The organism is Aurantivibrio infirmus, assembly GCF_054767315.1.
Window position 1 is genome coordinate 196,390 of record NZ_BAAFSK010000001.1, and the last position, 23,567, is coordinate 219,956.

General features: G+C 44.2%; 17 protein-coding genes. 6 read left to right on the top strand and 11 right to left on the bottom strand.

The window, feature by feature from the left end; translation table 11 throughout:
- Positions 1-25: 25 nt before the first annotated feature.
- Positions 26-589 (top strand): FKBP-type peptidyl-prolyl cis-trans isomerase, encoded by a 564-nt coding sequence (locus ACYUCY_RS00865; protein WP_460224545.1) that lies wholly within the window; start codon positions 26-28, stop codon positions 587-589.
- A gap of 47 nt (positions 590-636) precedes the next feature.
- Here ACYUCY_RS00865 and ACYUCY_RS00870 read toward each other — a convergent pair whose 3' ends face one another.
- The 9 genes from ACYUCY_RS00870 to ACYUCY_RS00910 form a co-directional block, all read right to left on the bottom strand.
- The gene (locus ACYUCY_RS00870) at positions 637-3,405 is read right to left on the bottom strand and encodes an EAL domain-containing protein (RefSeq protein WP_460224546.1); all 2,769 of its coding nucleotides are present in this window, start codon (positions 3,403-3,405) and stop codon (positions 637-639) included.
- Between the two features lie 365 nt (positions 3,406-3,770).
- On the bottom strand, positions 3,771-6,737 hold the full coding sequence (locus ACYUCY_RS00875) for a TonB-dependent receptor plug domain-containing protein (RefSeq protein WP_460224547.1): 2,967 nt from the start codon (positions 6,735-6,737) through the stop codon (positions 3,771-3,773).
- Positions 6,738-6,910: 173 nt separating this feature from the next.
- Entirely contained in the window at positions 6,911-8,170 is a 1,260-nt protein-coding gene (locus ACYUCY_RS00880) for a FecR family protein (protein ID WP_460224548.1), read from the bottom strand.
- A gap of 235 nt (positions 8,171-8,405) precedes the next feature.
- Positions 8,406-8,915 carry an RNA polymerase sigma factor gene (locus tag ACYUCY_RS00885; RefSeq protein WP_460224549.1) on the bottom strand — a complete coding sequence of 170 codons (510 nt, stop codon included), beginning with the start codon at positions 8,913-8,915 and terminating at the stop codon, positions 8,406-8,408.
- A 254-nt stretch (positions 8,916-9,169) separates the two neighbouring features.
- Positions 9,170-9,559, bottom strand: a complete 390-nt coding sequence (locus ACYUCY_RS00890; RefSeq protein WP_460224550.1) for a gamma-butyrobetaine hydroxylase family protein — start codon at positions 9,557-9,559, stop codon at positions 9,170-9,172.
- Positions 9,560-9,628: 69 nt separating this feature from the next.
- Positions 9,629-10,963, bottom strand: coding sequence for an ATP-dependent protease ATPase subunit HslU (gene hslU, locus ACYUCY_RS00895; RefSeq protein WP_460224551.1), 1,335 nt, complete (start codon positions 10,961-10,963; stop codon positions 9,629-9,631).
- 37 nt (positions 10,964-11,000) lie between these two features.
- Entirely contained in the window at positions 11,001-11,540 is a 540-nt protein-coding gene (hslV, locus tag ACYUCY_RS00900; protein ID WP_460224552.1) for an ATP-dependent protease subunit HslV, read from the bottom strand.
- Positions 11,541-11,653: 113 nt separating this feature from the next.
- A complete protein-coding gene (locus ACYUCY_RS00905; RefSeq protein ID WP_460224553.1) occupies positions 11,654-12,166 on the bottom strand; it encodes an SPOR domain-containing protein in 513 nt (170 codons plus the stop codon).
- A 297-nt stretch (positions 12,167-12,463) separates the two neighbouring features.
- Positions 12,464-14,740 (bottom strand): primosomal protein N', encoded by a 2,277-nt coding sequence (locus ACYUCY_RS00910; protein WP_460225099.1) that lies wholly within the window; start codon positions 14,738-14,740, stop codon positions 12,464-12,466.
- Positions 14,741-14,991: 251 nt separating this feature from the next.
- On the opposite strand from ACYUCY_RS00910, the gene rpmE reads away from it, so the two are divergent.
- Complete coding sequence (gene rpmE / locus ACYUCY_RS00915) at positions 14,992-15,204, top strand: 50S ribosomal protein L31 (RefSeq protein WP_460224554.1); 213 nt, start codon at positions 14,992-14,994, stop codon at positions 15,202-15,204.
- A gap of 561 nt (positions 15,205-15,765) precedes the next feature.
- Complete coding sequence (locus ACYUCY_RS00920) at positions 15,766-17,010, top strand: malic enzyme-like NAD(P)-binding protein (RefSeq protein WP_460224555.1); 1,245 nt, start codon at positions 15,766-15,768, stop codon at positions 17,008-17,010.
- A 96-nt stretch (positions 17,011-17,106) separates the two neighbouring features.
- Here ACYUCY_RS00920 and ACYUCY_RS00925 read toward each other — a convergent pair whose 3' ends face one another.
- Entirely contained in the window at positions 17,107-18,270 is a 1,164-nt protein-coding gene (locus ACYUCY_RS00925; protein WP_460224556.1) for a PQQ-dependent sugar dehydrogenase, read from the bottom strand.
- Between the two features lie 126 nt (positions 18,271-18,396).
- Positions 18,397-21,279, bottom strand: a complete 2,883-nt coding sequence (locus tag ACYUCY_RS00930; protein WP_460224557.1) for a penicillin-binding protein 1A — start codon at positions 21,277-21,279, stop codon at positions 18,397-18,399.
- 51 nt (positions 21,280-21,330) lie between these two features.
- On the opposite strand from ACYUCY_RS00930, the gene ACYUCY_RS00935 reads away from it, so the two are divergent.
- From ACYUCY_RS00935 to ACYUCY_RS00945, 3 genes are read left to right on the top strand one after another with little or no spacing between them, the layout of a single operon-like run.
- Positions 21,331-22,389, top strand: coding sequence for a pilus assembly protein PilM (locus ACYUCY_RS00935; RefSeq protein WP_460224558.1), 1,059 nt, complete (start codon positions 21,331-21,333; stop codon positions 22,387-22,389).
- Complete coding sequence (locus ACYUCY_RS00940) at positions 22,389-22,961, top strand: PilN domain-containing protein (protein ID WP_460224559.1); 573 nt, start codon at positions 22,389-22,391, stop codon at positions 22,959-22,961. Before ACYUCY_RS00935 ends, ACYUCY_RS00940 begins: the two co-directional genes overlap by 1 nt.
- Positions 22,962-23,567 (top strand): type IV pilus inner membrane component PilO, encoded by a 606-nt coding sequence (locus ACYUCY_RS00945; RefSeq protein WP_460224560.1) that lies wholly within the window; start codon positions 22,962-22,964, stop codon positions 23,565-23,567. It abuts the gene before it with no gap.

Consider the following 23,567-nt stretch of genomic DNA (forward strand, 5'->3'; position numbering starts at 1 on the left):
AAAAACAACTATGTGAAATGGTGAGATGAGCGAAACAACTAAAGAAAATCAAGAAAAAAAAGAAACGAATTCTAAATCCGATGAGTTAGTCGTTGCAACTAACAAAGTCGTTAGCTTTCATTATCGAATGAGAGAAATAGATGATGGCGACGAAAACGAATGGCTAGAAGATTCCTTCGAAAATAATCCGGTTGTATTTTTATGTGGCCATAAGAATGTAATAGTTGGCCTCGAGAACGCAATGCTCGGACTAAAGGTAGGAGAAGAGAAAGACATTACTATCCCAGCCGAAGATGCTTATGGATTAAGGCGAGATAACGCTATTAGTCGTGTTCCTATTAAGCATCTTCATTTAGAAAATAAAAAGCAAAGATTGCCGGTAGGATCAATAGTAACGGTGCAAACCGAAAAGGGGCCGCGACACGTGACGGTCGTGAAGGCGGGTAGATTTACTGTAGATGTGGATTTTAACCACCCCTTCGCGGGATCGACGTTACGTTATCAAATCAAAATAGAAGACATTAGAAGTGCAAGCCCAGAAGAAATTTCCCACGGGCACGCTCACGGAGTTGGTGGCCATCAACACTAAATTAGATTTTCGATTTTTTAATTTATCAGTGTTGATCGGATAGGCGTTTATTGAGCACTTCTTCTTAATTCTTTCTCTTCGACCAATACCGACAAGGGTTCGGGTCTGTGCAGATGATAGCCCTGTAAGTAATCGACGCCCAGGCCAGAAACAAGAGCACTGACTCTTTCTGTTTCAATAAATTCCGCCGTTGTAGAAATACTCATCAAGTGAGCAAGCTCGTTGATCGAGCGAACCATAGAGTAGTCGAAAGGCTGGTTGTCGATATTTCTAATAAATATTCCATCAATTTTTAAGCTGTCGATCGGCAAGTGCTTTAAATAATTAAAAGAAGACATGCCTGAGCCAAAATCATCGAGCGCGAAACTAAATCCTTTTTCTCTCATTTTTGTAAAAGTGTCTAGGGTGTTAGTTATATTTTGAATCGCGGCTGTTTCGGTGATCTCAAAACAGATCGATTTTGCGTCGACTTGTGAGCTAGTCGCGAAGTCAATTAAATAGCTTAAAAATTCCTCATCGCTTAGTGATTGTCCAGATAAGTTAATTGAGAAAGATTCGAATTCTTGTAGCGCTTGCGCATTTTCAATATGCCACTGGAAGAAATTTTCGACAACCCATTTGTCAATAAGCTGCATTAATCCGTAGCGTTCTGCGGCGGGCAAGAATACGCCTGGTGCTACGATCGCGCCTGTTTTATCCAGCATTCGTAATAAAACTTCGACTTTTACCTTCCCTGATAAATTTTGTTCAGCGGGGAGAATCTTTTGGAAGTACAGCGTAAATTGATTGTGTTCCAGCGCGTCTGTTATACGATTAACCCACAACGTTTGATTTTGATGTTCGGCAACATGCGCGTCGGTACTTTTGAAAACATGTACTCTATTTCTGCCCGCGTTCTTGGCAGCCATACAGGCTTTGTCTGCCAACGAAAGAACTCCAGCGTCGGCATCATAAATGTGATCTTCCAGATTGATTAGGCCTATGCTGGCGCCAAAAGAAAACGATTTTTCATTACTAAAAAATCGAAATTCCGCCACTTTTTTCCTCAATTTTTCTGCTACGTCGAAAGCCTTGTCAAATGGGCAATTATGTAATATCACCCCAAATTCATCGCCACCGATTCGTGCAATGATGTCGCTTTGCCGAATTAACGACTTCATTAGCGCGGATAATTCGCGTAATACTTTATCACCGGCCAAATGGCCGCAGCTATCATTTACGATCTTGAATCTGTCGAGGTCGATGAATAATAGGTGATTCTGGTGATTTTCAGCTGCAGGACCCTGGACAATCTCGTCGAGCTTTTTCTCAAATTCGGCGCGATTGAACAAGCCCGTTAGACTGTCGTGGGATGCTTGATAAACCAAATTTTGTTGCAGTGTTTTTGCTTCGGAAACATCCCGGAACACAATTACTGCGCCATTAATTTTATTGTCGTGATCGAATATGGGGTTGGCTTCGCTTTCAATTGTAATTTCTTTGCCAGACGTGGTGTGTAAATGATTATATTTTTTTCGATGTACTGTGGCCTGTTCGCCTACACAAATTTCTACAAGGTTGAGCTCGTCAGAATTTCCATCGTCGTCGCGAGGATCGAATATTTCTTTGAGATTCTTACCGATACATTGCTCGGATTTAGAATTTGTCAGCGCTTCAGCTGTTTTGTTGAGATACTGTACATTACCCTCAATATCAGTTGCGATGACTGCTTCGCCAATGGAGCCTAGGGTGGTTTCCGCTTTATCTTTTTCCTGTTTCATGTCTTTGTGAGATCGCTCAAGCGAAACAAGTACGCGATTGAAAGCCAGGGTTAAATTGCTAATTTCGTCATTCCCAAAAACAGGCAATGTTTTTCCGATTAGGTTACGTGTGCTCAAATCGGTCATGTCATTGCTGAGGTTTTTTAGGCGACGTAATATTTTATTATCTAAAAAAATTATTATATAGGCCGCTAAAAACATGAATAATGCGAGCAAGCCGAGACTCGCCGCTAAGAAAGTTTCCTTTGCTTGAGTGATAACATTTCGGTCGCTGTGAATTGAAAGCACTAGTGAGTTTTTCCCCTGTATATCCTGTAGATATGAAAAGGAATCTATCTTGTTGCTTTGGTTGGGTATGTTTACAAAGGTATTAGGCGAAGCATTCAGCAACTCAAGTATATTCTTTCCATTGTTGCTCTTAGCAAAATCACTGATTGTCTGAATGTTTACTTCTTGTAAAACCACTTCGGCCAATGCGTCAGTATCAATCCGGCTGGAAGACACTAGTGTTCCAAAGCTAGCGCCCGGCGATATAAGAGAGGTTATGGGTTCGGCGCTAACTAATCGAATACTATTTTCACTGTCGACGAAAAAACCAAGAGTCGATTTTGTGTTGCTGTCGTTGTTGATTTTTAATATCCGCTGAAAATCCTGATATCCACTATGGTCGCTGCTTATATCGGTTTCGACGCTTCCCTCAGCTACTAACTCACGAGCAATACGAAGCATGCCTTCCTTGTCAGAAATCGCGGAACGGTCAACGCTAAATACACCAACGATATAATTTACCAGCATATTTCGTAGTAATATCCTACCTGGTTCTTCGTTGCTTATTGAATAATAAAGAATCCCACTTTTAGCCCAGCTTGTATTAAATGTTTCTAGTTTTTCTAATTCCCTATCAAGTGCGCTTTTAATTCGATTGATATTAGTGCTGATACCCTCATTTTCTAAACGTATATAGCTTCCGTAGACAGTCACATAGCCGATGCTGAACAAGCACAGTATAGCTAGCTCTATGATGATAATCTGGCGAATGACTTTACGTCTTAACATACTCTTAGGTATTTCTTGGTCAGATGATGGAAGCTATTTTAATTGTAGACCCTTAATCCAAAGAGGAAACATGGACAATGATCTATTGCGAAATTTACTTTCGCCAAATCAAATAGTCGATGAAGAAAAACTTAAGCGGCAGAACATCGATGCTAGGAGCGTTTTTTAATTGACTGCAGAGTATATTTTCTTGGCGTTTTTAGGAAGGTCGTGAGTAGAAAACTAGAAATGTCAAAATTATGACGATGAGTTGCTTCTTAGATTTTCTCGAGAAGTCCTCTCAAAGTAACTAAATCAACGTTCTTTCGCTGGGTTTTAGATGTATAAAAGAAATAATTTTTATTTAGGTAAAATTAACACAATCTCTAATCGAAAAAATATCGCAGCTTGGCGTACCAGGTTCTGCCTTTTAGTTCATAAGTTCGCGCATCAAAGTTGTCGTTGAAGGCGCTCGCGGCGAATGGCGGTAGTTTATCTCCGATATTATCAATGCCAGCGCTTAAGCGAATATTTTTTAAGGAGCCGGCCAAATAACTAATTTGAATGTTTTGAGTGGTCCAGCTTTCGATCGTGCGTTTGTCTTGGGTGCGCGGAATTGTTTCTCGCAAGCTATCGATATAAACGATGTTGTAGCTGAGCTCCCAGCGAGTGTTCGACCAGCTGACGCCGCCGTTAATTTTCCAATTGGGGATTGCTCCTGCTCCTTCCGACGCAAGATCAGCAAAAGTACCTGCTAGATTCAAAGTTTCGCTGTTTGGATCCGCTCGTTGGTTGTAGCGAAGTATATTGGCTCCGTTTAGTGAGAAAATATAATTACCGCTCGCAGTATTAAGTTTGCGATACCTTAAAGTGGTATCAAACCCCTCAACTTGTAAATTGCCAACATTAATAAAGTCAGAGAATACCTGAATCAAATTACCGTCATTGTCTCGTTGTATCTGGTCGCTAAATAAACCTAAGTTAGCATTTTGATCGATGACATATTGCGCTCGCGAGTCAATAACATCTTTCAGGACGATATGGTACCAATCGATACTGAGGTGCAAATCCTCAGCAAATTGGGGAGTCCAGACGAAGCCGACGGTTTTACTCACAGATTGCTCCGGTTGTAAATCCATATTGCCGCTTACGGTATTAGGTATTTGTAAGCGATTCGCGGTTGATAGTTGTGTACATCCGATTAGAACGCCAATATTTTCAATTTGTGTGCAAGGGTCATTGAGAACATCAAATGAAGTCGATTGGCTTTGATGTAGTTCGTATAAACTGGGAGCACGAAAACCTTCAGAGTAAGAGGCTCTTAGCAGCACATTCTTTTTTGGTCGATAGCGGATACCGAACTTTGGTGTGCTTGAATTTCCAAAGTCGCTGTAGTCCGAGTAACGCAGTGCCAAATCAATATCGAATTGGTAGGCAAGCGGGAGACCGGAAAGAATTGGGAAGCTTGATTCTAGATAAGCTTCAATAACATCACGCTCGCCTTGCACGCGGCGAGGGGTCGATAAATCTAGGGATTTTTCGAGTTTGAATTTCGTTTCTTCTTTGCGTATTGCAAATCCGGAGGCGAGGGCGATCGGATTTTTCAGCACACCTTCTAACAAAGTGTCACCGTTAGCCGTAATTTCGAATAGATTGCTTTTACCTGTTATTTTTTCTTCGCCAATAATAAAACTACGTTGCGCAGCGTCGATAGATCCAGGCGGGCCAAATAAATTTAGCGGTACGCAAGAGGGTATAAGTAAGCAATCGTCACTTAGGGATAGGCGAATGTTATCTGGATCGGTGAGTCCTGAGATATTTTTTTTTGCCAAGGTTTGATTTAAATTAATCCCAAAGTCCCAATGGATTTTTCCTCGAGCGCCTTCAATTTGAGCATTTATTCTTTGTGCATTTTCTTCACTTTCTTGTTTTCGAGGGCCGAGTTCGACTAAACGTCTTCGTAAGTCAGTAAGTTCGACGCCGAAGGGGTTGTAAGGATTGTTTGCACCGGTGATAACGGGCGTTTTTTCAAATGCATTAAATAAAGGTTGGGCTGCAAATGTGACTTCAGCATTGGTTTGGGTTTGCCCAGCTTGAACAAACAATTCACTATAACTGCCCATTGGCCGCACGAGGCTAAAATAAATAGCGCTGCGTTCCGAGGGAGAAAATGACGACGTTTCTTCGCGATAATTATAAAGGTCTTCATCCGTCGCTGGGCGATAACTGGATATTAAGCTGCTATCAGAATCTTCACTCTCTAAAACAACGGTACCTAAGTTAGGTGTATCTATCCTTGTGAATGGTGTTGCTGATGACCGTTGATCGACTCCACCTTGTGTTCTGCCATCGGCGTTTGCTGATAGTTTTCGGTCACGACTATAAATACCATCTTGATCAAAATGCGAAGCGCTCAACATAAAGCGAGTATCGTTGTGTGCAAAACCAGTGAGAATACTCGTGTGAGAAGTTTTTAAATCTCCTCTGCTTGTTTCACTAAAATATTGATCGACTACGGTGCCTTCAAATTCTCTCTTCAAAATAATATTGACTACGCCAGCAATCGCGTCGGAGCCGTATATTGCTGAGGCGCCATCTTTAAGCACTTCAATACGTTCTACTGCACTTAAGGGAATACTATTTAAATCGACGGAATCTCCGGCTAGACCGCTATTAGAGGTGCGATGTCCGTTGATAAGAACTAAAGTTTTTGATGCTGCTAAACCGCGTAAGGTGATAGTTGCTGTTCCGTCACCACCGTTACTCACCGCGGTACTCGTCGAATTTCCAGCAACCGCAGGAATGTATTTTAAGTAGTCGCTGATAGTTTGTACTCCGCGAGCACTAATTTCAGCATTGGTAATTATATCTACGGGTGCGCTGCCTTCGAGATCGAGTCTTTTTATACGCGAGCCAGTAATTTGCTGACCAATGACAATGATCTCGGTGAGTGGGGTCGCTTTAAAAACAACTTCATTTTTTTCTTCCACAGTTGAGCGATTAATCGCGACAACTTGCTGGCTAAACTCTTCCCATTCAAAGGGCTGGTCTTGCAGTAAAATATCTAAAGCTTGGCGTGGTAAATAATTACCTTTTAATGTCGCTGATTCTTGATCAAGATTGAATGCGGAAGGAAAAACAACAGTGATGTTTGCTTGCGAGCCTAATTCAATTAGCGCGTCCGAAAGAGCTTGGGAGGGAATGTCTAGTGCAACTGGCGAGTTTAGGTCGGCCCAGGACTGATTCGCGGAGAGCGATAAAAAGAAGGCAGCTAAAAAATACTTTACTAAGGTTACGGCTTGATTTGGCGTAAGTATTCGCATGAATAAATTTTTGAAAAGAGTTGCCAACATTAACTATAGCCGCGACGCCTAAATCAAAAACAATTGTAAAAATAGGCGCTAATCTGCTCCTGTTCATGAGTATCAAAAAACGCTCTCAGTCAAAGCGCTATTTTTATTATTTGGATTACGATTGTTAACGACATCGGGTTGGCGATTGAATATCTTAAGTTGGAATTTATACCTTATAGTGTGCGGCGGTACAATCGTGTTTTATTGGTAATTGGACTGTTATACGACTCTAATTGGAAGGAAGTCACAATCGCGTCAAAAGTCGTGTTAGGGTCGCCTACATTGAATGTGCCAGAGATGCGCAACGCTTGCAGAGATTGATCAGAGAGATCAATGGGTTGGATGAGATAGCGATTGAGTTCCGCTAACGCTTCCACTAAAAGTGTATCTCTAAAAATAAGTGTATTTACACGCCAAGCGGTAATTTTTTCTATGTCGGCGTTTTCTATCGCACCAATTCCAGATTTGTTATCGACACTAACTTTCTTGCCTACGGTAACCTTAATTTGATTCTGTTTTATATTATCTTGAAGGCTTGCATTGCGTGAATGATCTGACACTTGGGTGTCAGCAACAGCGACAACGCCGTGGGTGACAGCAACCAGTACAGAGTTTTCAGATCGCCTAATGTTGAATGCAGTACCAATCGCGGTTATTTCTCCGAGCCCAGCATGCACGACAAAAGGCCGTTTAGGGTCGGGACTGACCTCAAAGTAAGCTTCACCTTTCAATAAATGTAAGCTGCGTTTATTTTCACTAAAGCTCACAGTGACTTGTGACCCTGTGCTGAGTTGTATCGTCGAGCCGTCGCTCAAACTGAACGATTGCTGCTTGCCTATTGGCGTTGCATATAACTGCTGAGCGATTTCTGTGGAATCGAAATCCTGCGGTTTTTCTATGTAGAAAAAAATCGACAAGGCAATTGTTAACAAGCTTGCAGCAACGGATAAGGTAGCGATCCGCCGCCATGATTTTCTAGCCCCAGACTCACCGAGTACGGCGCTAGAACTAGTGTTTAGTACTGATTGGGTGTTAGGGAGGTGAGCTTTGTCTGCAGTGTTTAGGGAATCTAGTGTCGCTGAATCTGAGTGCGGTGACTGGCAACAATCGTTTGATGCGGAGTGAATTGTTGTGGCGGCAACTTGTCCCAAGTAGGCGCGGTTGTCCACTGATTCCTTGTTATTACCATCTTGAGTCGAAGATTTGCCGTGAGTCGAAGGCTTTCGCGTCGCGGTGCTTTCGCGCTGAACCCGGACTGACATCGCTTCCCATAATGCGATAGTTTCGTCAAAGGCTGCTCGGTGCTGATCTGATTCAGCTAGCCACAAGGCAAAATCTCGTTGATCAGAATCACTTTGCTGATCAGAACGGAGACGCGCGACCCAGGCGGAGGCTTGTTCGAGAACATCTTCGTCAAAATCGTCAAAATCCATTACCGCACCAACAAACCTTTTACCAATTACTTGATGACTGTCATCTAAATGATCCCGGGACAATCGGCAAGTTTACGGGAGTTTCTTTGCTAAATCACTCCTATAGACGGTTGAAACCGCTATCCAATCAACAATTTTTGACGACAAGAATTCGAATCTAGTCACAGATTTTGCAGCTAAAGCATACGTATCTGCGCTTGACGAATGATTTGAACTTTGGCGGGATTATGCCTGCTCAGGTTTGTGCGAGGGATTTGCGGCATTGTCGCAGCGCTTGCAGAATATATTTTTCGACGCTGCTGACCGATACGTCCATAGATTTGGCAATCTCAGAATAAGATAAACCGTGGCGACGATGCAGTAAAAATGCATGGCGACAATTAGGAGGTAATTGCGCGATTGCCGAGTCGATGAGTCTGAGTTGTTGTTGTGCGGCGACAATTCGTTCCGGTGAGATTCCACAATCTTGATCTGTGGAGTCGGATTGCTGTTTGTATTCCAGGTCAATATAGCGCTTGAGAAGCTCTTTTCTGCGTATTGAATCAATAGCTAAGTTATTGGCGATTTGGAAAAGATAGGCTTTTGGGTTTTCGAGCGATTTACTGGGGGCCAAATTGTGGATTCTAAGCATCGCGGCTTGAGCAATGTCTTCAGCCTCTTCGCGGCTTTTCAGGCGGCGCGTGAGAAATCTGACCAGCGAAGAACTATGTTCTTTGCACAGCGCGGCTAACACTAGATCCCCCAAGCTGTCCCCCTTCTGTCATTGAAAATAAAATTTCTTGATTAACTTGGCAACGAGTAATAAAAATGAGTTACAACTCAAACAGTGAGTAGCTGAATCTTTTCCAGCAAATCTCAGGCCATAAATTGTTTTATCTTTCTTCGATTATTTGTAGCCAGAACGCCTAACCATAAAACGAAGATTAAATTAAAGCAATAGGCGGGAATGGTTTTTAAAAACTGATTTCGAAGCGTCGTGTAAAGAGGTGAGAGAGTGGGCTATGAGGGGTCGATGAATTTAACTACGCTGACGTTCGAGTCACGACCCTTGCCCGCTTTATTGAGTTTCTCTAGGTAAGCATTCCAATGTTGTTGGTGATTTTTACCGAGGTCGTAAAGATAATTCCAAGTGAAAATTCCTGAGTCATGGCCATCATCAAAAATAATTCGAACTGCATAATTTCCGTTTGCTTCCAAGTGCGTAATGCCAACATCCTGTTTGCCAACTTGTAAGACTTCTTGTCCTGGGCCGTGACCTTTTACTTCTGCTGAAGGAGAGCAGACGCGTAAATATTCTGCTTCCAATAGAAATGACTCTTCACCGTATTGAACTTCTAAGCGTTTTGATTTCTTATGAAGCTGTACTTTATTGGGAACGTGTTGAGTCATGATTTTTCTTTCTAAAATAAATATCTTTGGTTGTTGTTCTCAACCGGCTTACATTTAAGTCGCGTTTGCTTAAAGAATAAAACGACTTAAATCTTGGTTTTGTGCGAGTTCGCCGATATGTTCGTCAACGTATGCCGCGTCGATTTCTAATGTTTTAGTTTCATCACCACAGGCAAATGACAAATCTTCTAATAATTTTTCGAGCACAGTATGTAATCGACGAGCGCCGATATTTTCAGTAGTCTCATTGACATGAAATGCGGTTTCAGCAATGCGCCGTATTCCGTCTTTGGTGAATTGTAATTCGACGCCTTCTGTAGCCAATAGTGCTTGGTGTTGTTCGGTGAGCGATGCATTGGGTTCAGTTAAAATGCGTTCGAAGTCGTCTGCCGTAAGTGCTTCTAGTTCAACACGTATGGGTAATCTACCTTGCAGTTCAGGAATTAAGTCACTGGGCTTGGTTAAGTGAAACGCACCGGAGGTGACAAATAAAATATGATCTGTTTTTATCATTCCGTGTTTAGTGCTAATGGTGCAACCTTCGATTAAAGGCAACAGATCTCTTTGTACGCCCTCACGTGATATATCGCCACCGGAATTGCTATCGCTACGTCGCGTGACTTTATCGATTTCATCAATAAAAACAATGCCATTTTGCTCAGCCATTTCTATCGCTTTGCTTTTTGTGTCTTCTTCATTAATTAATTTAACTGCTTCATCATCGCACAGCTTTTTTAATGCCTGCTTAACAGTGAGTTTTACTTTTTTACTGCGACCGGGAGACATTGATGAAAACATTGTTTGCAGCTGGCTGGTCATATCTTCCATACCCGGAGGCGCCATTATTTCAACGCCGACCGGTGTCGCGGCGACATCGATTTCAATTTCCTTGTCATCGAGTTCGCCTTGGCGTAATTTTTTTCTGAACATTTGACGAGTGCCGGATTCATTTTTCTCGTTGTCAACTTCCTGATTGGCTTCGCTTCTGGCCGGGGGCAGTAATACATCGAGAATACGATCTTCGGCGGCATTTTCGGCGCGAAATTTTACTTTTTCTTTGGCTTGTTCACGCTGTTGTTTGATCGATGTTTCTACTAAGTCGCGAATAATGGATTCGACATCTCGGCCGACATAACCCACTTCAGTAAATTTAGTGGCCTCCACTTTGATGAAGGGCGCGTTGGCTAACTTCGCCAAACGGCGCGCAATTTCGGTTTTGCCAACACCGGTTGGGCCGATCATTAAGATGTTTTTTGGCGTTATTTCTGTGCGCAATGCTTCATCAAGTTGCATTCGCCGCCAGCGGTTACGTAATGCAATGGCGACTGCTCGTTTTGCTTGTTGTTGGCCAACGATGTGTTTGTCGAGTTCATGGACGATCTCGCGAGGTGTAATCTCGGTCATGGAATTAGGTTACCGTAATAATTTGAAACCGGCTTAACTAGTAAGGCAGTTCTTCAATAGTGAATTGATGGTTGGTGTAGACGCAAACGTCACCCGCAATCGTTAAACTTTTTTTAACTATTTCTTGGGCTTCTAGTTCTGTGTTTTCGAGCAGAGCGCGGGCTGCTGATTGTGCGAAGCTGCCCCCAGACCCGATGGCAATTAGGTCGTCTTCCGGCTGAATGACATCGCCATTTCCGGTAACGATGAGAGAGGCGTCCTTGTCTGCGACGGCGAGCAAGGCTTCGAGTCGGCGCAAGGCTCTATCGGTTCGCCAGTCTTTTGCTAGTTCCACTGCTGCGCGAACCAGTTGGCCGCCATGTGCTTCGAGTTTGGCTTCAAAGCGTTCGAAAAGAGTAAACGCGTCCGCCGTGCCGCCAGCAAAGCCAGCGATTACCTGATCGCGATATAGACGTCTCACTTTGCGGGCATTGCCCTTCATGATGGTATTACCCATCGATACTTGGCCGTCACCACCGATTACGACTTTGTTGCCTCGGCGCACGGATAAGATGGTAGTCCCTCGATATTGTTCCAATGACAATCCTTAGTATTCGCAGGGTTTGAGTTGAATTTTATTCCAGCCTGATTACAGCGCTAGTTTTCAGAAGTGGGGGCAAGGTTCTCTGATTTCAAGCGTTGGGTTCAAGCTTATCGGGTTTGTGTCAGTAAGCTGGTTATGTCTTGGCTAGCGAGTGTGGTTCTGGCTTTTTCCATGGTGTTGCGCGAATTGAAGGGGCCTACCAAGACGCGATGCCAGATTTCGGCATTCCGAACTTTTACCGTTTCAGTTTTGACTTCTAGGTTTAAAAGAATGAGTTTTGCGCGTAATCGATCTGCATCTTCAGAATTTTTGAAGGAACCTACCTGCAAAACATACTCGTGGGATGGTTGATCATAGCCAGGGGCGGCTTGGCTGCTATTTTCTCGCGCGGTGCTGGAGTTGTTTGCGGGGCTACTGTTATTAGTAGTCGAGCTTTCGGGACCGTTGTTTACAACAACTTCGCTCTCTTTCAAAATCTGATAAAAATCAAAACGTGGTTTTGGAACCGTTTCGCGGTCTAGTTTCGCGAGCTCATTCGCGTTTTCGCCTTCGCTATTTTCAAAGCTTCCCGCAATAGCACTGGCTTGCGGTGGGACGCCTGAAAGGTATACCAGAAACATAACAAACGCGCCCAACACAGAGCCGGTAAATAACCAGACCCACGCCGGTACGTTAGAGCGATATGAATTTCTGCTCCTATTAGGCGATTTTTTGGAGCGCTTACGCTTTGCGTAATCTCGAGCCATTTTCGCTGCCAGTTATGATTGTGAGGTAATGAGCTTTTGATAAAAATTCATCTCAGAGTGGCGAGATTGTACTGAAGTTTAGCGGAGCTGTCAGAACCGCATTTTTTTTATTTGTGCTCTATTCGCCCTTTTAATTAATTCAGAAGCCTCTCAAAAAAAGTTGGTGATTTCTTAACTCATATCTTGGGGATCTACATCGATCGACCAGCGAACTCGTCGTGCTAGGGCATTGTTCTCCATTTCTTGGCCCAAATGGAGCAGAACGGTATGTAACATTTTGCGGCTTTCACTGCTGATATGCAGCTGAAAGCAAAAGCGATCTTTTTTCCGTTCCATTAGTGCGGGCAAGGGACCCAAATAGGACAATTGTTGGCTGGCTGGAAACTTTTGTTGGCTAATCTGCCGCGCCAATTTTAAAAATGCGACGGCATTTTCCGGCCGTTTTGATTCTGAGCGCAACAGGCCCATGTGGCGGTAAGGCGGTAAGTTTGTTACTTGGCGTTCGTGTAGTAAGCGACGTGCGTAGCGGTGGTAGCCTTCTTTGATCAAACTTTGGATGTTCGGGTGTTCGCAATGATGACTTTGAATTATCACTCTGCCTGGTTTTTGCGCTCGACCAGCGCGCCCAGCGACTTGGATTAATAGTTGTCCCATCCGCTCAGGACCGCGAAAATCGCCACTAAAAAGACCGCTATCGATATCGATGAGAGCGGCCAAGGTGACATTGGGAAAGTGATGCCCCTTAGCCAACATTTGTGTGCCCACTAAAATACAGGGCTCACCCTGGTGAATTTGGGACACCATGTCCGCAAGCGAATTTTTGCGTCGCGTTGTGTCACGGTCGACACGGATTATTGGAGTATTTGGAAATACATTCTGCAAAGCCGCTTCGCTGCGTTCTGTACCTTGGCCCAATGATTCCAAGTTGGAGCTTGAGCAGCTTGGACATTTGCTGGCCAAAGGACGCTGATGATCGCAGTGGTGGCAACGCAAATGCGCTGGATGTTTATGGATGGTGAGACGAGCGGAGCAGTGATTGCATTCGGCAATCCAGCCACATTCATGGCAGATGAGAGTTGGCGCAAAACCGCGGCGGTTAATAAACACTAAAACCTGGTTGCCGAGCTGCAATTCGGTCTTAATTTCAGTAATTAATTGACCGGTAAAGCCATCAACTAAAGGAGCACCACGTAGGCTAATGAGTTCGATGCTCGGCGGCTTAGCATCGCCAGCGCGTTGCGTTAAGCGTAAATGCAAATAGCGATTGTGAATACTGTTGTAAAGGGTTTCGAGAGAGGGTGTGGCAGTCCCGAGGACCAGTGGAATTCCCCTGCGCTGTGCTCTCACTATAGCGAGATCCCGCGCCGAATAGCGAAAGCCATCTTGCTGCTTAAAAGATAAATCGTGTTCTTCGTCGACGATGATGATGCCGAGATCGGGAATCGGCGTGAACACACTTGAGCGAGTGCCAATAATAATTTGCGCTATGCCTTTGGAAGCTTCGAGCCATGCCTGCAGGCGTTCTTTGTCGTTCAAGCCTGAATGAAGAGCGACGATCTTGGCGTTGAAGCGATGCTCGAAACGTTCCATCAACTGTGGTGTGAGTCCGATCTCTGGCACCAGTATTAAAGCCCGCCTGCCATTTTTTAGAACTTTTTCAATGGCCTGTAAATAAACCTCGGTTTTACCGCTTCCTGTGGCGCCTTCTAGCAGGTAGGCGTTATAGGCGTTGAAACGAAGTTGTTCTAACGCGTTTTCCTGCTCTTCATTCAAAGTAAGAGGGTTATTTTTGAGGATGCTTTCATCTTTTGACGGTTCGCGCGGTGTTAATTCGATCTGCCTCTGAGTGCGCTGAATCAATGCTTTATTTTCGAGTTGCTTGATTGAGGTGGTGCTAATATCGAGGTGTTTTATTTCTTCGCGGCTGAGCTGATCAGAATTTAATAGGGCCTGAAACAATAAAGCCTGTTTCGGTGAGCGCTTTAAGGCGTCGCGAGGTAAGCCTTTACCTTCTGTAGTTAATGTCCAAACTGTTTCAGTTTGCAGCTCCGGGGCTTCACCTTGTCGCAACAGAGTAGGCAGAGACGTACTTAAAGCTTCGCCGATTGGGTGTTGATAATAACTGGCGGCCCATTGGCATAGGGCTAAAATCTCACCGCTCATGCAGGCTTCGGTGTCGAGAACCTCTTTAATCGGTTTAAGCTTTTCAGTGGCTAAATGAGAGTCGTCTTTGACCCCGAGTACTATGCCGATAAGGCTTTGGTGCCCAAACGGCACCAACACGCGCATGCCGGGTGACCACAGCTGTAAGGCCGGATCATCCAGCCCAGCCGGAGGGAGATAATCGAAAACTCTGCGCAGTGGCGTTGGTAAAGCAACTTTGATGATAAGACGCTGGATTCTATGCCGGACATGTTGATTGTTGGCGACTTCTTGCTGGACTGTAATGAGCTTGCTCCGACTCTAAAATGTGATGCTAGAGATTAATTGCTGATCTGTATGAATATCCCGCATCTCTGCTTGCGCTGTATGGGGTTTCTGGTAGTATGCGCCGTCTTATTTTTCCAAAGGTGGTTAGATTTGGTGACACCAAGCCAAATTCGTCCGGAGCTTAAACCCTCTCTAGGAAAACCGCCTTTAATTTGTGATCATGGTGCGTTGGTCGCCGTGGCACGAACAATATTGTTGAGGAAGCAGTGATGCAAGCAGAAATTCATCCAAATTACGGCGAAATGACAGCGACTTGTAGTTGCGGGAATGTTATCAAAACTCGATCTACGATGGCGAAAGAGATTTCTCTAGACGTTTGCGCTGAGTGCCACCCTTTCTATACAGGCAAGCAAAAAGTCGCTGATGCGGGCGGCCGTATCGATCGCTTTAAGAAGCGTTTTGGTACTCGCGGCGCTAAGTAATTTTAAAGTTTGGAAATGTTAGTGTTGTCCGGCCGACAGCATTTGTCGGCTAGGCAAACAGTCAGTAATTTAATCTTTGTGTGTCACCTCAGGTTCTAAAGATCGCGAAGCTGAGTTTGAAGACAAAAATATTGCTTACTGAAATGCAAATTCATGAACGATTCAACTATCCGCAGTTCATGAAAGTAACACCCCTCGTCTAAGCGACGATCCAGTGGTACGACCTTTACCCACGTATCAAAACTCCTAATGTTAAGTCACCTGCTAATGAGCAGCGTGTTGGCTGAGCCTGTGCTTGCGTTTGTTATGGCGTGCACATCTTTATTTGGGTCAAGTGAGCTGAATAAACTTGTGAAGTGCTAGTAGCGGACTGCCGCCAATAGAGCCTGCCAATCGCTGTGTTATTGAGCTTAAACCGGGAAACATAGACCGAACGCGATCTTTTGCCCCTATGCAGCGACCTTGTTCTTTGGCGACCGCATTCGTCAATCTCAGTCTCTGCTAGGCTTGATATTAAAGACCTCAGCTATAGCGCTGGTGGTCACGTTAAGAGTATCTGTTATGAGAAACGAATTTATCCAAGCCGCGCTTGATTATCATGAGTTCCCCACACCAGGGAAGATGAGCTCGGAGCTGTCAACGTCGGCGGAGACCCAGCAGGATTTGTGCCTGGCTTATAGCCCAGGGGTTGCTGAGCCGGTTCGCGCTATCGCTGAAAATCCCGAGGACGCTTATCGCTACACCGGAAAAGGCAATTTGGTTGCCGTAATTACCAATGGAACGGCGATACTAGGGCTGGGAAATTTAGGTCCGCTGGCTAGCAAGCCGGTGATGGAAGGCAAGAGTTTGTTGTTCAAACGCTTCGCAAAAATTAATTCTGTAGACATCGAGATCGACACTGAGTCGGCGACGGAATTTATCGACACAGTGAGCCGCATCGCTTTAACTTTTGGTGGGATTAATCTCGAAGATATAAAAGCACCGGAATGTTTTGAAATTGAAAAGGAATTAATTCGCCGTTGCGATATCCCAGTTTTTCATGACGATCAACATGGCACTGCAATAGTAACGGTTGCCGGTTTGCTGAATGCGTTAGAAGTTCAAGGTAAATCTTTTCGCGATGCAAAAATTGTTTGTTTAGGTGCGGGTTCTGCTGCAATAGCTTGCTGCAAGCTATTGTTGGATGCTCGAGCTGATATCAACAATATTACAATGATAGATAGCAAAGGCGTGATTCATAGCGGCCGCGAAGATTTAAATCAATATAAAAAACAGTTCGCTCACGAAACGGATAAGCGTACCTTAGGTGACGCAATTGTTGATGCCGATGTTTTTTTGGGAGTGTCTGGGCCAAATTTATTGAGCGCGGAACAATTAAAATCAATGGCGCCACGGCCTATTGTATTTGCTTGTTCGAATCCCGATCCGGAAATATCACCGATACTGGCTCACGCAACACGTGACGATTTAATTATGGCGACAGGACGTTCCGACTATCCGAATCAAGTTAACAATGTGTTGTGTTTCCCATTTATTTTTCGCGGCGCCCTAGATGTCAGAGCAAGTGAAATAAATAGAGCAATGAAATTGGCGGCGGTTGAAGCGATTCGCGCATTGGCGAAGCAGGCGGTACCTGAAGAAGTTAAGCAAGCATACGGAAACTGTGATTTTAGTTTCGGTACTAATTATATTTTGCCCAAACCTATTGATCCGCGCTTGTTAGCAACAGTATCGTCAGCGGTTGCAGCAGCGGCGATTGAAACTAAGGTAGCTCGTTTGCCATATCCCCAGCATTATCCTTTATAAAAAAATTGAGCTGGGCAATCACCGGTTGAACAAATTGAAACGGTAAAGCTCGAGGAGCCTCTGAAAATATTGGTTAAATTTCAGAGGCTGTTTTTTTTACTTTCCGGTATATTGAATCCTATAAACCACATTCGCGTGATCGTCGGACACCAACATAGAACCGTCGGCCATGATTTCTAAGTCCACAGGGCGTCCCCAATATTTTTCTTCGATTAACCAGCCTGAAGCGAACAATTCTTGGTTTTTAATTTCCCCGTTCTCCATGTCGACGCGCATGATGTAATAGCCCTGCGGCTTCGAACGATTCCATGAGCCGTGGTAGGCGATAAAAATATCGTTTTTGTATTCGCTGGGGAACGAGTCTCCGGAATAAAAACGCATCCCTAATCCTGCGCTATGGGCGGGAAATTCCAACTGAGGTTGAGTGAATTCCTCAGCTTTTTTATCGGTTTTATAGTCGCTATCGACGACGGAATTTCCGTATCGATAAGGAAAGCCAAAATGTTCTCCCGCTTTGGTGACACGATTTAATTCTTCCGGTGGCGTGTCATCCCCCAACATATCACGGCCGTTATCTGTGAACCAAAGATGCTGAGAATCTGGTTCCCAATCAAAACCGACAGTGTTGCGAATGCCTTTAGCAAAAACTTCTTTCTCACTACCGTCATCATTTATTCGAGTGATAACGGCGTGTTCCTCATCGGGTTCGCAGGTGTTGCACGGAGCGCCAACCGGCACGTAGAGTTTGCCATCTGGACCGAAGCGAATGAATTTCCAGCCATGATGGCCTTCAGTCGGGTATTTATCAGTGACGACGGTATAATCTGGTTTTTTGTCAAAATTATTATCGATATCACTAAATTTCAAAATACGACTTACTTCGGCAACATATAAATCACCATTTTTTAATGCGACCCCATTGGGGATATTTAATCCCTCCGCGACCACGCTAACCTGGTCCGCAACGAAATCTGCGTTTGTATCCGTGATGGCATGAACTTTACCACCTCGTCGGCTTCCTGCGTAAAGTACATTGTTTTCGCTTAAGGCAAGCGATCGCGCATTGTTGACGTCGCGAGCATAAATGGAAATTTCAAAACCTTCAGGGAGCTGAATTTTTGATAAATATTCATCGACGTTTACCGTCATTGGGTTGTTCGCGACGCCCGCTCGTTGTGAAATAGCATTACTGCAAATGGTTACAAGGAAAATTATTGCTATAAGATTTTTCAGCATTATTTTTGGCGATATAGTTTGCATTCGTAAACTCCTGGCGCTTGAAATTGCTTCGTATGATCGAAAAATTTATTAGAATAAAATGAAAATATCTTAAGAGAAGATGTTGTTTTATTGGTAGTGCTTTAGTTGCTGTGTTTAAAAAGAAAACTAAAATAATTGATCTGGGTGGGTTTCTTCGCTGCCTGAAGAATCAATCAATTGTTCAGTACTATTGTCCCATTCCGGTACTTCTTCAGTTTTAAAATATTCGAAAATAGCATTGGGGTCGCTAGCTTGCGTACGTAAACCGGTTTTACTATTGATTCGTACCCGCGTAATCCCTTCTGGTTGCCGCAATGTTTTTTCGGGAACACCATCCAACGCGACCTTCATATATTCCATCCAAATTGGCAGAGCTGCGTAGCCGCCCACTTCGCTCCTACCTAAAGGAGAAGGTTGGTCAAAGCCAACCCATGTGGTCGTCACTAAGCCCTCATTGTAACCAGAAAACCAAGCATCGGTGTTGTCGTTTGTAGTTCCTGTTTTTCCGGCTAAATCGCTTCTTCCAAGTTCGCGCGCGCGCCAACCGGTGCCACGTGAACTGGCGATTACATCATGTAACATACTGTCGATGATGAAAGCAGTTCTTTCATCAACAACTCTCGGTGCTTGGGGTAACGGTTCTGGAATTATTTTTTCGTGCTTGAGGCCAGTTCTCGCTGATTCATGTGCTTCACTCAATGGATTTTCGTTTTCCGATTCAGTGTTGAAATTCGAAGGCTTGTTAGAATCTGTAAGCGCATCTAGTTCCGCCTGTAGACTTTGTTCAAGGGAGTTTTGTGAAGGCACAATATCTTGATCATTTTTTCTATCAGCAATGTCTCTTGGTTTAACTTGCATCAACATTAATGCTTCTAACTCTTCTTCGCTCAATGGTTTTTTGCAATCATCACAGACCGTTATCGGTTTTTCTTCGAACACCACGGTTCCGTCTAATAATTCAATTCGCTGAATAAAATACGGTTCGACTTTGTAGCCACCATTTGCGAATACGGTATAACCCCTTGCTACTTGCCAAGGTGTTAGGCCTCGCGTGCCTAAAGCAATCGAAAGATCATTGCGGGGGAAATGGGATTTTTCAAAACCAAAACGATCGATATCTTTTATCGCTTTTGAGGTGCCGAGAGTTTGTAGCATTTTTATAGCGACAATATTTCGCGATCGATACAAAGCTTCTCTTAAGCGCATTGGACCTTCAAATTTCCCATCAGAATTTTGTGGGCGCCATGTTGTTTCTAAGGTTGGGTCATAAATTGAAATGGGTGCGTCATTGATAATAGTTGCTGGTGTGAAACCGTTTTCTAGTGCAGCTGTGTAGAGAAATGGTTTGAAATTCGAGCCAGGTTGTCGTTGGCCGCGAATTGAATAGGCGCGGTTAAATTTATTGTGATAAAAGTTAAACCCGCCTACTAAAGCACGCACGGCACCGTTACTTGGATCCATGGAAACGAGAGCTGACTGCACATTGGGTAATTGAGAGAAATGCCATTGTCCGGGTGTTATTTCTCTCACTCTAATGACGTCGCCGAGTTTTAGGATGTCATTGATGGACGAAATTTTAGGCGCGTAATTCTCATTAACGTAGCGGCGGGTTTCGTTGAGACCGTTTTCCCAAGGGATTGTGATGATTTGGCCGTCGGCCAAAACCGTAATTAGGGTTTGCTCTGACGCTGTTAACACCGCCGCAGCGTGCAAGCCAGCAAATGATTCGATAGGTGCGAGCTCAGCTAGCCAGGGATCAAGATCGAGGTACTTGTCACTATCCCCTTCTTGGATGGCGGCATTGTTTACATCTATGAGCTCGAGGGTCTCTTCTTGAATAGTGGCGAGCTTGTAGAGTTTTCTCGGCGAGTCTTCTTGTTCTTCATTTTCAAGAGCGTCTTCTGCTGATACAAATTGTGGCGTCAGCTGTTTTTCAGGGCCTCGAAAGCCATGTCTTTGGTCGTAATCAAGTAAACCATTCACTACTGCGGTCTGGGCAGAGTCCTGCAAGCGGCTATTGACCGTCGTGAAAACTTTGTAGCCCAATGTTGTAGCTTCCTCGCCGTAATGGTCGAGCATATAGCTTCTTACCATTTCAGTAACGTATGGCGCGCTGATATCGAGACTTTGGCCATGCAAGCTCGCGGTCACTGGGGCGGCAATTTCTTGGTCGTATTGTTCTTGATTGATGTAATCGAGCTTTAACATCCGAGAAAGTATCCAGTCACGTCTAACCAGGGCGCGGTCTGGATTCACGATTGGATTGTAAGAGGATGGGGCTTTGGGTAACCCTGCAATCATTGCGTACTGGGCGATGGAGAGATCGCTGGTCGCCTTGCCATAATAAACCTGAGCGGCGGCTTCGATGCCTACGGCTCTGTTTCCGAGGTAGTTTTGGTTTATATACAGTTCTAGGATTTCGTCTTTTTCTAATTCTTTTTCGATCTTAAGCGCCAAAAAAATCTGATTGGCTTTATAAATCACCGAGCCGTCATCAATGGGAAAAGAATTTTTTGCTACTTGCATGGTGATTGTGCTGCCACCGGTTTGAGTTTGCCCTGGAAGTAGCATTTGTGAAGTTGCTCGCAATATCGCCATGATGCTCACCCCATTATGGGCGTAAAATCCATCGTCTTCTGCGGCAAGAAAGGCTTTAATTAAGAGAGGAGGTGCTTCTTCGAAGCTAATTGGGATACTTCGCGTTACGCCAATTTCCCCGATCAGTTTTTGATCCTCCGAATACACTCTTAAAGGAGTTTCGAATTTAAGTTCTCTAAGAGTTTCAACAGACGGTAAATTCGGACTAAGGTATAAATAGAGAGCGCCATATCCGAGCAATAAGCTGCTAAAACCAGAAATAAGTACCAAAAGGCAGATTGATAGGTATGAGCGGTTTAAAGACATTTTTTCTTTTAAAATTAACAAGTTAGCGTATTTCGAAGGTTGATCTTGACTATTATACGTACTTTTTGACGGATTACCTATCAAGATCGCTGTTGCACGTGCCATTTAAGGTGCTATAACATCAATCACGTATAAGTATCGGAAATTGATAGAAAAATGGGAATCTTCGAACAAAAGACAAAACCTGTCATTGGATTGGACATCAGTTCCACATCCGTGAAGTTATTGGAGCTCAGCCGCCAAGGCGACCGCTTTCGCGTAGAAAGTTATGCGGTGAAAGCGCTTCCGCCAAATGCCGTTGTTGAGAAGAATATCAATGACTTAGAGGCGGTAGCTGAAGTCATTCAGGCGGTAATGCAGCTTGCTAAGGCAAAAGTAAAATCGGCCTCGGTAGCGGTTGCTGGTTCAGCGGTTATCACCAAGCTTATCGAGATGCCTGCGGGTCTATCTGATGATGCGATGGAAACGCAAATCACCCTTGAAGCTGACCAATATATTCCTTATCCCTTGGAAGAAGTCGCCATCGATTTTGAGGTGCAGGGGGTATCTGAGCGCAATCCAGATCAAGTTGAAGTGCTGCTCGCCGCTTGTCGCCGTGAGAATGTGGATTTACGAGTTGATGTTCTTGCTTTAGCCGGCCTTCAACCCAGAATTGTTGACGTTGAAGCCTACACTATGGAAAGAGCTTTCTCGTTAATTCAAGAACAGTTTGAAGACCAAGAAGACCAGGTTGTTGCCGTTGTTGATATTGGTTCAACAATGACAACCTTGAGCGTTTTGGTAAATGGAAAAACAATTTATACACGCGAGCAATTGTTTGGCGGCAAACAACTAACCGAAGAAATTCAGCGCCGTTATGGCTTGTCGACAGAAGAAGCCGGTATCGCCAAAAAACAAGGCGGGTTGCCAGATGATTACGAGGCCGAAGTGTTAGAACCTTTTAAAGAGGCTGTAGTGCAACAAGTCACGCGTTCATTGCAATTCTTTTTCTCTTCTAGCCAATATAACGACGTTGATCATATTGTGTTGGCTGGCGGTGTAGCTTCTCTTGAAGGGCTGCCGGATTTAATTGAAGAGAAGCTAGGTACCCAGACCACGGTTGCGAACCCGTTCGCAAACATGTCAGTTGCACCGAAAGTTAACGCGGTATCTTTAGCAAACGATGCTCCGTCACTAATGATCGCTACTGGTCTTGCGATGAGGAGCTTTGATTAATGGCTAAGATTAATTTACTTCCCTGGCGTGACGAACAACGCCAAGAGAAAAAGAAAGAATTTTTTACCGTATTAATTGGTTTTTGTGTTCTTGGTTTACTTTGCGGTTTTGTATGGGTGACATCGGTTAAAGATGCGATTGCAGATCAGAATAGTCGTAATGCGATGTTGCAAACCGAAATTGATATTTTGCAAAAAGAAGTTGAAGAGATTCAAGAATTAAAGAAACGTCGCGCCGAGCTTGTTGACCGGATGAGGGTTATTAAGAATCTACAGGGTTCACGTCCTGTCATCGTACGCTACTTTGATAGTTTGGTTCGTGCTGTACCCGATGGTGTCTACCTGACCTCATTAACGAGAGTTGGCGATCAAATTGATTTAGAAGGGATCGCTGAGTCGCCAAACCGAATTTCTGCATTAATGCGTAACCTCGATGAGTCCGAGTGGTTTGGATCAGCAAACGTATCAACAATTCGTTTGGCTCCTGAATCCGGGGAGCAAGCACAACAATTTCGCATGTCTATTGCTGCAGTTGTTCCTGATCCTGAAGCAGAAAACCAGGAGGTCAACTAAATGGCGATCGCAGATACTATCGAACAAATTCAAAATGTCGATTTTTCAGATATCGAGAGGATCGGTGTATGGCCAATCCTGGTAAGGGTCGCTTTATGGGTAATGGCTGTTTTGGTCATATTCTTTGCTGCTTATTTCGTATTTGTTAAAAACCTAAATGTTGAGTTGAGTAGAGCTGAAAATAGGGAAGTTGAGTTAAAGAAAACCTTTGAGTCTCGGGCTAGCGAAGCCGCAAACCTGGAAGAGTTGAAGCAACAGTTGGCGACAATGGAAGAAACATTTAAGGGCTTGGTAGCGCAACTCCCAAGTGGAACGGAAGTACCAGATTTGATTGAGGATATTCAAGAGAAAGGAACCGCAACAGGTCTCAATATTATCGATAGAACTTTCCAGGAAGAAAAAGTTGAAGAGTTTTATGTTGAGCTTCCAATTGAATTGAAGGTGCAGGGTACGTACCACGATTTAGGTGGATTTGTGAGTGGTATCGCTGGGATGCCGCGAATCGTTACTCTTCATGACTTTACTATCAGTCAATCTGAAGCTGGTCGTGGTCTGGATATGACTATCCTAGCTAGGACATATCGGTATAAATCTCAGGATGAATAA

What these genes read in the sequence shown, in the direction of transcription:
- ACYUCY_RS00925 (WP_460224556.1), bottom strand. Translation starts at nt 18,270, where the DNA reads ATGCAAACTATATCGCCAAAAATAATGCTGAAAAATCTTATAGCAATA.
- hslU (WP_460224551.1), bottom strand. Translation starts at nt 10,963, where the DNA reads ATGACCGAGATTACACCTCGCGAGATCGTCCATGAACTCGACAAACAC.
- ACYUCY_RS00930 (WP_460224557.1), bottom strand. Translation starts at nt 21,279, where the DNA reads ATGGCACGTGCAACAGCGATCTTGATAGGTAATCCGTCAAAAAGTACG.
- ACYUCY_RS00940 (WP_460224559.1), top strand. Translation starts at nt 22,389, where the DNA reads ATGGCTAAGATTAATTTACTTCCCTGGCGTGACGAACAACGCCAAGAG.
- ACYUCY_RS00875 (WP_460224547.1), bottom strand. Translation starts at nt 6,737, where the DNA reads ATGTTGGCAACTCTTTTCAAAAATTTATTCATGCGAATACTTACGCCA.
- ACYUCY_RS00865 (WP_460224545.1), top strand. Translation starts at nt 26, where the DNA reads ATGAGCGAAACAACTAAAGAAAATCAAGAAAAAAAAGAAACGAATTCT.
- ACYUCY_RS00880 (WP_460224548.1), bottom strand. Translation starts at nt 8,170, where the DNA reads ATGGATTTTGACGATTTTGACGAAGATGTTCTCGAACAAGCCTCCGCC.
- ACYUCY_RS00935 (WP_460224558.1), top strand. Translation starts at nt 21,331, where the DNA reads ATGGGAATCTTCGAACAAAAGACAAAACCTGTCATTGGATTGGACATC.
- ACYUCY_RS00890 (WP_460224550.1), bottom strand. Translation starts at nt 9,559, where the DNA reads ATGACTCAACACGTTCCCAATAAAGTACAGCTTCATAAGAAATCAAAA.
- ACYUCY_RS00945 (WP_460224560.1), top strand. Translation starts at nt 22,962, where the DNA reads ATGGCGATCGCAGATACTATCGAACAAATTCAAAATGTCGATTTTTCA.
- ACYUCY_RS00870 (WP_460224546.1), bottom strand. Translation starts at nt 3,405, where the DNA reads ATGTTAAGACGTAAAGTCATTCGCCAGATTATCATCATAGAGCTAGCT.
- rpmE (WP_460224554.1), top strand. Translation starts at nt 14,992, where the DNA reads ATGCAAGCAGAAATTCATCCAAATTACGGCGAAATGACAGCGACTTGT.
- ACYUCY_RS00920 (WP_460224555.1), top strand. Translation starts at nt 15,766, where the DNA reads ATGAGAAACGAATTTATCCAAGCCGCGCTTGATTATCATGAGTTCCCC.
- ACYUCY_RS00905 (WP_460224553.1), bottom strand. Translation starts at nt 12,166, where the DNA reads ATGTTTCTGGTATACCTTTCAGGCGTCCCACCGCAAGCCAGTGCTATT.